Below are 9,548 nucleotides of genomic sequence, written 5' to 3'. Positions count from 1 at the left end.
TCCTGATTGTCTTCAATTTCAGGAGTCACATCAGGTTCTAAATTGATGTCGTTCTGATTGTCTTCAATTTCCGGAGTCACATCCGGTGGCAAATCTGAGGGTTCGTCTTCTTCAGTTGGGGAGGAAACATCCGGTGGCAAATCTGAGGGTTGATCAATGGGAGCAATTTCTTCTTGATTCGGAGAAGTCGAATTGACAGGTAGTGTCGGATTGATGACTGGGGGATTTAGACTGGGTAATGACGGGACTGGGGGTGCAGAGTAAGGCGAAAAATTGCCACGTCCGATCGCCTCGGGAGAGATATTTTTGACGATGGCTAAATACTCTTGAGTAATTTTATCTTGAATAATGGTATCCCCTGTATTGACACCCGTTCCCGCGAAAATATTCAACTCATCAAAGGTGAGTCTCCCTAGTAATCCAATTAAGTCTTGACCCGGGGTAAAATCCATAATCCAGTCTGCATCATCCAGGGTCGGACCTCCGGTACTGAGGAATCCGGGAACATCGAAACGTCTGCCGATTTGAAAACTATTTTGTCCTTCCCCTCCCCATAGGCTATCACTTCCTAAGTCCCCAAATAGGACATCATTTCCGCCATTGCCAAACAAGAAGTCGTTATCTTTACCGCCATAGAGGGTATCGTCTCCTTCCCCGCCATACAGGGTATCATTGGCTTGATTTCCAAAGATTAAATCATTTCCGGGTCCCCCTACTAATAAGTCTTGACCATCCCAATCTTGGACTATCAGATGACCCGTTCCCCCAAATAGAGTGTTATTTCCACTCCCCCCATAAATGGTATCGTTACCGAGTTCACCCATTAATAAATCGTCTGCGGGTCCTCCCACGATTAAATCGTCCCCTGAGTTACTGGCGATCGCCTCATCGGTTTCCACTTGGATTAGGGTATTGTTCCCCGCCTCTGATCGCCGGATATCTCCTTCCGCCCGGATTTCATAATTTGATGAGTCGATATTCCATAACATACTGATTTTCTCCTTACTTTTTAAAAGTCATTGATTCAAACAAAAGCTTTAAATAATTAAAACAAGCCTAAAATAGGAGGGAATTTTTGCTTTGATGCTCACTGGAAATATAAGCAAAATAAAGTAGATGTATCGCGAAAATCATTCATTTTCCCCGCTGATTCCACCCTTTTGTTCTCTTCTATCTAACCCTGCATGGGCTGAGGCTGTATCTATCTTTAGAAAGATTGCCGGAAGTTGCCTTAAACCCAGTTTTTCAGAAGTCACAGGTAGCCGATTCGCCCAATTACGAAGAAAGATTGCTATCAATAAACAGGGGGAAAGGATCTGCTTTGTTAGGCTACATAAAATCTTGAGAGAGTTTATATAAAATTTTTATAAAGCTAGAGATTAAATTTTTAAATTTTTTGTAAAGAAAGTAATATTTCGCCCGAAACAAGAAACAATTTACGCAAAAATCCGTAGTTCCCCAAACCGAATGGAGAGAGGTGAGTCTAGTGACAACCTAGAGAAATTAAGGGTTCAGGGACGATAACCCGACCTGTCAATCTCTAAAAAAACAGCCAGTGCAACTGCCTAAAGGAGTAAATTTATGGAAAAAATCAGGCGATCGCCCCCGGGTCAAACCAGAAAAACTATCACCTTTGGATATCACCCCCCTATTTTTACGTCCATAATAGGGAGTCAAGATAGAGAAAAATCATAACCTTTAGCAATGATACCTATTGATGATAATCTCCCCAATCGTTATCCCCCTTTGGTCACCTACGGCCTGATTGGATTAAATGTGGCGCTATTTGTGATGGAACTCAAACTAGAGGCCACGGGCCAACTCGGGGCCTTTTTGCAAAGTTGGGGTGTCGTCAGCGATCGCATGACTTCGGTTGTCACCGATGCGATTCGCAATCCCAGTCCTGCCGCCTGGGTTGCCTTAATTGTCATGTCTGCCGGTCCCTTACTGTTCTCGATGTTTCTCCACAGCAGTTTTAGTCAAATTTTGGGGAATATGCTGTTCTTATGGGTGTTTGGCAAGCGGATTGAAGAGATTCTCGGACATGGCCGGTTTTTGCTATTTTACATAGTCTGTGGCATCCTCACGGCGATCGCCCAGGTGGCGATCGCCCCGAACTTAGCAGTCCCGATCATCGGGGCCAATGGCGCAGTTTCTGCCATTCTGGGCGCTTATTTGCTGAACTTTCCTAAAGCTAAAATCGAAAGTCTCTTACCCTTACTAATCTTATTTATTCCCATCGAAGTTCCCGCCTTGTTTTATCTGATGTGGTGGTTTATTCAACAGGCCTTTTATGGCATTGGTCAACTCACCGTCCTGAGAATGGTCAACCCCACCAGCTTGGGTTATTGGGCCAACGGAGTTGGATTATTCATCGGGGCGGGATTAGTTTCCCTGTTGGTTAAATATAAACCAAAAACCGCTATTTATTAAGCAAAAAATTCGTTATTAGCGTTTCCCGGACTCTCATGGTACAGAGGCTATAAGGAGTGCGAGCATCTTGCTTGCTATTGATAAGAACGAGCAAGATGCTCGCACTCCAAAAGAATGTACATTATAACTCGGAGAAACGCTAATAAACTGACCTATAACGCCGTAAAAAAAAGGAGGATAGGGGTTGCCTATCCTCCCTGAAAATATAAAACCGTTTAAAAATTGAATAATTTATGGGTTTTTAAAGCTTGCTGATTCAAAGGTTTCGTCTGAAGATTTAACCGGAAATCCGGGCAATTTTCTGCATTTGGACCCTGGGGATGTACGGCACAGAGTAAGTGTGAATCCCCTGAATAAAAGTGACAGCGATCGCACTCTCCAAGTTGTCCTGACAAGTCCCCTTGTTGGAACTGCCAAGACTTACCCCGATAGGTTCCAGAAATTTTCCCCGGTGGTGTTTTCACGGGAGGAGTTAAATCATAGCTGACACCACGATAATAAAGTCTCATCAATCTCACCTGTTAGCGATCGAGCGTTTCATGAATTCTTCAGCAAAAAAAGGTTTCACCTCAACTCTACCCTTGGGTAGAGGTCAAAAATTGAAATTGAGGTAGACTTCCTAAATCTGCAACTCACTACTTCACCTACTCGATCCTGACATCAGGAAACTGGCGATCGCACCGATCCCCAGTATGAGTTTCAGTCAATTTGTTGGAAAATTTGCCACCGACTCCCCGGATTTCTAAGGATCCGGGGTGCGATCGCGCCAGAAGTTCAGTGCATTCTCAATCCAGAATGCACCGAATGACCCATATCCCTCAAAATAGCACCGTCATTAAATTCCGGCGATAAACCGTCGTCAGAGGATGGTCATTTCCCAATAAGTCAAAAATAGACAGCATCGCCTTTCTCCCTCCATCCTTTTTATAACTGCGATCGCTTTCCACAATCTTTAGGAAAAGTGGCAACGCCTCCTCATAGTTCCCCGCCACCGTCAAACAAGATGCCTGAGTAAACATCCGGTCCAATTCACCCTCTCCTGAAGAATGATTGCATTCCATCTTAAACTGAAGTAACGCCTTCACCGCTTGCACTTCTGCAAAAAATTCCGGTTCATCCGCTTGAATCACCCCTAAAAGTTCCTCAACTTTTGCTAACTCATCCTCACTGATATAGAACTTTGCTGCTTCTAATCGCAACCGTCTATTCTCTGGATATTGTGTTAACAGGGATGCAAACATCGCCTCAGCTTCGGTGCGATTTCCTCCTACAAGTGACTGGCGAATCGCCTCCAACCCTTCATCTAAACCCGACTTAATATGACAATTTGCCAAAAATTCTCGCAATTGCGGTTCTGGCAACACCCCGACAAATCCATTCAACACTTCGCCATTTCGGATAATTTTCACATCCGGTACCCCTTCCACCCGAAATGCTTGTGCTAAATATTGATTTTCATCAATATTCACCTTCGCCACCACACAATCATATTCTAGGGCGACCTTTTCCAACATCGGCTTTAACATCTGACAAGGACCACACCAAACGGCATAAAAGTCCACGATCGCCGGAATTTCATAAGACTTTTCTAAGACTTCTTGCTCAAAGTTGTGGTCATAGACCTCAATCGAATATCCCATCGTTGCTGCTAAGTTGCTAAACTGCCAATCTTCCCATTGTAGTGAAACCCGGGAACACAGGAAAGCCACTCGTCACCCTAGACGCCAGCCCTAACATTCAGCCAAACAAAAAGCGGGCGATGGGACTCGAACCCACGACGTTCAGCTTGGGAAGCTGACATTCTACCACTGAATTACGCCCGCATCCAGTCTTCGTTACAACCTGTTGCCCTTCGGCACTTAACTGATAACGATTAGACTAGAGAACTATTATATAACCCCTGTCCCCAGGTTTGTCAAGGGGTCAGTGAAATTTTCCCTCCCAGTCCAGCCAGAGGCCCTCCCCTGTTCGTAGTAACGTTGTTTCATGTAGGGGTTTGGTCTGATCACCCTCTGATCTGATGTAGGGGTTTGGTCTGATCACCCTCTTGAGGCTGCGATCGCCTAATTATGTCGGAATTCAGACTGTGAATTTCCCCTAAAACTGGGTATATATAGGCGGACCTTTTCCATTATCCATAATGTATGTCAAATCCCAGAAAAAGTCAAGGGCAATCGCGGTTTTTCTTTTACAAAGTTAGAGAAGAATGATGAAAGGAGGCCGCCTCAAATGCCTACCCTTTCCCTAACTCAATTAAATCGCCCCTCCGGATCAAAAAGAGGGATGAAGGCAGTTGATGGCGATCGCCCGCCCTAAATGATGGCGAAATTTATTGTAAAAAAAACGGCAACTCAACAAATCAAATCAAGGCAGTGAATCCCTTTTCAACAGTGAATCCTTCTTTTGGTAGATGTAAAATTTCCGAAAAAAATGTACACCCAAGATTAGCAAGTGAGCGAGTCTGAACACCCAAACCACCAGGACCTTTGTAAATCATGGAACAGCAGCCAGCCAAGCGGAAGAAAAGGAGAGAACAATTGGGATGGATAGGTAGCGCTGATCTGGACAACTTAAAAAAGGTTCGTGACTGGTCCAGCACACCTCTGGGTGCGATTGAGACTTGGGGTCCCAGTTGGCGTACAGCGGTGAGTTTGGGTCTAGCTTCCCAATTTCCGACCCTGCTCTGGTGGGGCCCAGAGCGGCTACTCATCTACAACGAGGCGGCCCTGGGGTGGCTGGGGGACTACAATCATCCCGATTCCCTCGGTCAACCGGGACGAGAGGTCCTCAACCGGGAAACCTGGGAGATCCTCTCTCCAATGTTAGAACAAGTGTTCAGCAGTGGAGAAGGCAGAGGAGCAGAGAATTGTCGTTTGGTGTTCGATCGCCCGGGGTCGGAGGTGGTGGGGTGGTTCAATCTGTCTCACAGTCCGATATACGATCAAGGGAATCGAGTCTGTGGGGTCTTGACGACGGCGATCGCCCTCCCTACCCCCCAGGATGAACCATGTCGGAACGAGAATCAACCCCCCAACTCTTCATTATTAGAGGGACGTCAGGAGGAATCTGGACCTTCTGCCCGGATCTTGCTGGTGGATGATAACTCAGTTCGCCGAGACTATGTAGAGTCTCAACTGGTCCGCCGGGGATATAAAGTCAAAACCGCAGGCGATCGCACAACCGCCCTGGATGCCGCCCGGGATTTCGCTCCGTCTGCAATTCTCACCGATGCGATCGCCCCCGAAACCTTAGACTGGCTACAGGAAATCGGGACAGGAGTCAACGGAAAAGAGATCCCAGTGATCCAGTTTCCCCTAACCGTGAGCGAAGGGGAACCTGTGGAGTGTCCCTCCGAAAGCGACTGTGGACCCGAGTTTCTCGACCACTCATGGTGTATCCATGAATTGCTAACTCGGGTGAATACTCACTTAAAAGACCCTGACCCTAGTCAAGACCCCGAACTCCGGGAACAGACTCAACGGGACTTTACCAAAGTGCAGAAGGAGGACCCCCTAACTTTCCTGGACAACATTACCGATGGGTTTGCCTGTTTTGACCGCCAGGGGCGCTATACTTATATTAATCCAGCCGGGGCGAAACTGCTGAATCACCGGGTAGAAAACCTGAGGGGACAATATTTGTGGAATATCTTTCCCGAAAGCGTGGGGAGTTCCTTTTATCGCGGGTATCATCGAGCCTTGGCAGAGAGAAGAACAATCGAACTCGAAGAGGATTATCCCCCCTTACAAAAACGGTTTGAAGTGCGGTTTTATCCCCACGGAGAAGGGCTTTGTGCTTATTTTCGAGACCGGGGTGAGAGCGCGGAATCAGCGACGATGGAACTTCACCAAGAACGGGATTTTTTGGCGGCAGTGGTGAATGCAATTCCCAATTTAGTTGTGATTCTCGATCGCCAAGGTCGGATTGTGAGTTTTAACCAATCTTGCGAAACCACGACGGGTTATTCCTTTGCGGAAGTGCAGGGGCTTTATATTTGGGAGCAGTTGGTGGTTCCCGAGGAAATCGAGTCTATCAAACGAGTGTTTGAGAACCGGCGATCGACAGCGACACCCAACGCGTATATTAATGACTGGGTGACCAAAGATGGGGGCCGACGAGCGATCGCCTGGTCGAATACGGTCTTGTGCGATGCGAAAGGGGAGATGGAGTATATCATCAGCACCGGCATTGATATCAGCGATCGCTACGCGACGGAAGCGGCCCTGCGCCAATCCACGGAACGTTTTCGGATTACAGCGGAAAACACTAGCGATCTGATCTATGAATGGGAGATTGCCACGGGACGAGTGGAATGGTTTGGGAACATTGACGAACAACTCGGATATGAGGAGGGAGGATTTGCCCCCACTCGCCAAGCTTGGCTCGATCGCCTCCATCCGAGCGATCGCGAGCGAGTCGAAAATGCCATAGACCGGCATTTACAGACCCGAGAACCCTTTGATGAAGAGTACCAAATCCAGCGGGCCGATGGGATTTATCTCTATTGGAGCGATCGGGGAACGGCCTTGTGGGATGAACAGGGAGAACCTTATAAATGGATTGGGGCAACAACCGATATCACGTTGCGTCAGTGGGCGCAAACCGAAATTCTCAAGCTGAATCGCACCCTAAAGCGGCGGGTTAAAGAGTTACAAACCCTCCTCAAGTTTATCCCCATTGGCATTGCCATTTCCGAAGATCCACACTGTGAGCAGATCCAGTTTAATTCGGTTCTAGCTCACAACTTGGGGATTTCCTCCCCGATTGTTCCCCATTATCACCCCCTGCCTGAAGCAGCAGAACATGGATTTAAACTCTACCACAATGGCCGGGAACTCGCTCCCGAGGAGCTTCCGATGCGCTATGCGGCTACCAATCAGGTAGAAGTGCTAGAGTTTGAAGTAGATGCTATCCATGAAGATGGGAGAGTGATCGAGTTCCTGACTTATGCCGCCCCGATCCTTGATGAAGAGGGGCAAACCCGAGGAGCGGTGGGAGCTTTTGTGGATATTACCCACCGGAAACAGATCGAAGAAGCCCTCCGCCACAGCGAAGAACTGTATCGATCCCTGGCGGAAGCTCTCCCCCAAATGATATTTTTATGTACCCATGAGGGAAAGCTGGAATATTGCAATCCCAGTGGGGTGAATTATATTGGGCTGAGTTTAGAACAAATTTTGCAGCGATCGCCCCTAGAGTTGATTCATCCGAGCGATCGCTCAGAAGCAGTGGCCCATTGGCGCAACGCGATCGCCACAGAAACCGCCTACGAAATAGAGGTGCGCTTGCAAAGGTCCGATGGACTCTACCGTTGGCACACTCTGCGTATGAATCCGATCGCCGGAGTGGGAGATCGCCCCCTCAAGTGGTTAGGAACGGCCACAGATATTGATGATCGCAAGCGATCGCAACAGCAAGAGCGGTTTTTAGCCACAGCGAGTAGTGTTCTGGCGAATTCCCTCGACTACCAAACCACCTTGGATAGTCTGGCTCATCTCACGATTCCTAGTATAGCGGACTGGTGTGCGATCGATGTGGTCGAAAAAGATGGGACGATTGAGCGGCTGGCGGTAGCTCACACTGACCCGGACAAAGAAGAACTCGCCAAAGAACTGCATCGCCGCTATCCCCCGAAAAAAGAGGCGACAATGGGACAAGCTAACGTCCTGCGCACCGGACAATCAGAACTGTATCCTCATATCCCGGACTCCGTGCTGGTGGAGACTGCTTGCGATGCAGAACATTTGCGAATTCTCCGTGAGTTGCGCTTAAATAGCGGAATGTGTGTCCCGCTCAAAGCACGAGGGCGAACCCTCGGAACGATCACCTTTGTGCTAGAGGCAGGCAGTCGCTACTACGATCACACGGATTTGATGTTGGCAGAAAAGCTGGCTCATCGGGCGGCGATCGCCTTAGATAATGCCAGTCTTTATCGGGAAGCTCAAGATGCCAACCGGCTCAAAGATGAGTTTCTAGCGACCCTATCTCACGAGTTGCGAACCCCACTCAACTGCATTCTGGGATGGTCGCAGATTTTACGCAATCGGAGACTGTCTGAGGAAAAAATGGGATTAGCCCTCGAAACCATCGAACGTAACGCCCGATTACAGTTTCAACTGATCGAGGATTTGCTCGATGTGTCCCGGATTATCACCGGGAAATTACGCCTAAATGTGACCTCGATTTCCCTGCTGAGGGCTATCAAAGAGGCGATCGAGTCGGTTTGTCCCGCTGCGGAGGCTAAACATATTCAACTGAAGACTCAACTGAATCGCCATGCTGGTCCTGTTTCTGGCGATCGCGATCGCTTGCAGCAAATTGTCTGGAACTTACTCTCCAATGCCATTAAATTTACCCCCCCGGAGGGCTGTGTCACCGTTATTTTGGAGCAGTTCCAGAATTCTATACAAATCCGTATTATAGATACAGGTCAAGGAATTAAATCGGAATTTCTGCCCTATGTTTTTGATCGCTTCCGGCAGGCGGACAGTTCTAGCACCCGCGCCTATAATGGACTCGGACTCGGACTGGCGATCGTGCGCCACCTCACTGAACTCCACGGGGGTACCGTGTCGGCAGACAGTCCTGGATTAGGTCAAGGTGCAATGTTTACCGTAGAACTCCCTCTGATGCCTCGGTGTGAGCTTCCGAACCCGACCGAATCTGATGGCGTCACGTTAGACCCTCTCCAGGATTTAAACTGGGCAACTTCTCTGGATGGAGTGAGAGTTCTGGTGGTGGATGATGAAGCCGATGCTCGGAGTTTACTCACTCTCATTCTGGAAGAGTGCGGTGCACAGGTCCAGGCAGCAGCGTCGGTCCGCCAAGCCCTGATTGCCATTCCCCAATTTCACCCTCAAGTGCTAATCTCCGATATCGCCATGCCGGAAGAAGATGGATATACCCTGATTTATCACATTAGAAGAATGGAATTATCCGAAGGGGGATATTTACCGGCAGCGGCAGTCACCGCTTATGCACGTTCAGAAGACCGCATCCGCGCCCTCAAAGACGGATATGATATCTACCTCCCTAAACCTGTTGATACAGCGGAGTTAATCGCCGTAGTCGAACGCCTTGCAGCGCGATCGCGTCATATCCCCTAATCCGGGTTA

At 48.3% G+C, this 9,548-nt stretch carries 4 protein-coding genes, 1 tRNA gene and 1 pseudogene; 2 read left to right on the top strand and 4 right to left on the bottom strand.

Annotated features, from left to right (window positions below; translation table 11 throughout):
* Window positions 1-989 (bottom strand): annotated as a pseudogene (locus J0895_RS09660) (hypothetical protein); the annotation flags it as partial.
* Window positions 990-1,704: 715 nt separating this feature from the next.
* On the opposite strand from J0895_RS09660, the gene J0895_RS09655 reads away from it, so the two are divergent.
* On the top strand, window positions 1,705-2,433 hold the full coding sequence (locus J0895_RS09655) for a rhomboid family intramembrane serine protease (protein ID WP_207087889.1): 729 nt from the start codon (window positions 1,705-1,707) through the stop codon (window positions 2,431-2,433).
* A 215-nt stretch (window positions 2,434-2,648) separates the two neighbouring features.
* Here J0895_RS09655 and J0895_RS09650 read toward each other — a convergent pair whose 3' ends face one another.
* The 3 genes from J0895_RS09650 to J0895_RS09640 all read right to left on the bottom strand — a co-directional run bounded on the left by J0895_RS09650 (window position 2,649) and on the right by J0895_RS09640 (window position 4,256).
* Window positions 2,649-2,942: a DUF4278 domain-containing protein gene (locus J0895_RS09650; RefSeq protein WP_207087888.1), complete on the bottom strand. Its 294-nt coding sequence runs from the start codon at window positions 2,940-2,942 to the stop codon at window positions 2,649-2,651.
* 309 nt (window positions 2,943-3,251) lie between these two features.
* On the bottom strand, window positions 3,252-4,142 hold the full coding sequence (locus J0895_RS09645; RefSeq protein ID WP_340643486.1) for a tetratricopeptide repeat protein: 891 nt from the start codon (window positions 4,140-4,142) through the stop codon (window positions 3,252-3,254).
* 42 nt (window positions 4,143-4,184) lie between these two features.
* A tRNA-Gly gene (locus J0895_RS09640) sits at window positions 4,185-4,256 on the bottom strand.
* Window positions 4,257-4,928: 672 nt separating this feature from the next.
* Between J0895_RS09640 and J0895_RS09635 the strand changes: the two genes are divergently transcribed.
* On the top strand, window positions 4,929-9,539 hold the full coding sequence (locus J0895_RS09635) for a PAS domain S-box protein (protein WP_207087887.1): 4,611 nt from the start codon (window positions 4,929-4,931) through the stop codon (window positions 9,537-9,539).
* The last annotated feature ends 9 nt before the right edge of the window (window positions 9,540-9,548 follow it).

The sequence above is a fragment of the Phormidium pseudopriestleyi FRX01 genome (assembly GCF_017313335.1).
Lineage (GTDB): Bacteria > Cyanobacteriota > Cyanobacteriia > Cyanobacteriales > Laspinemataceae > Laspinema > Laspinema pseudopriestleyi.
The sequence above is the reverse complement of the archived record's forward strand: the minus strand, read 5'-3'. Positions and strand labels throughout refer to the sequence as shown.

Coding starts and splice junctions, on each gene's coding strand:
- J0895_RS09655 (WP_207087889.1), top strand. CDS start 1,705: ATGATACCTATTGATGATAATCTCCCCAATCGTTATCCCCCTTTGGTC.
- J0895_RS09650 (WP_207087888.1), bottom strand. CDS start 2,942: ATGAGACTTTATTATCGTGGTGTCAGCTATGATTTAACTCCTCCCGTG.
- J0895_RS09635 (WP_207087887.1), top strand. CDS start 4,929: ATGGAACAGCAGCCAGCCAAGCGGAAGAAAAGGAGAGAACAATTGGGA.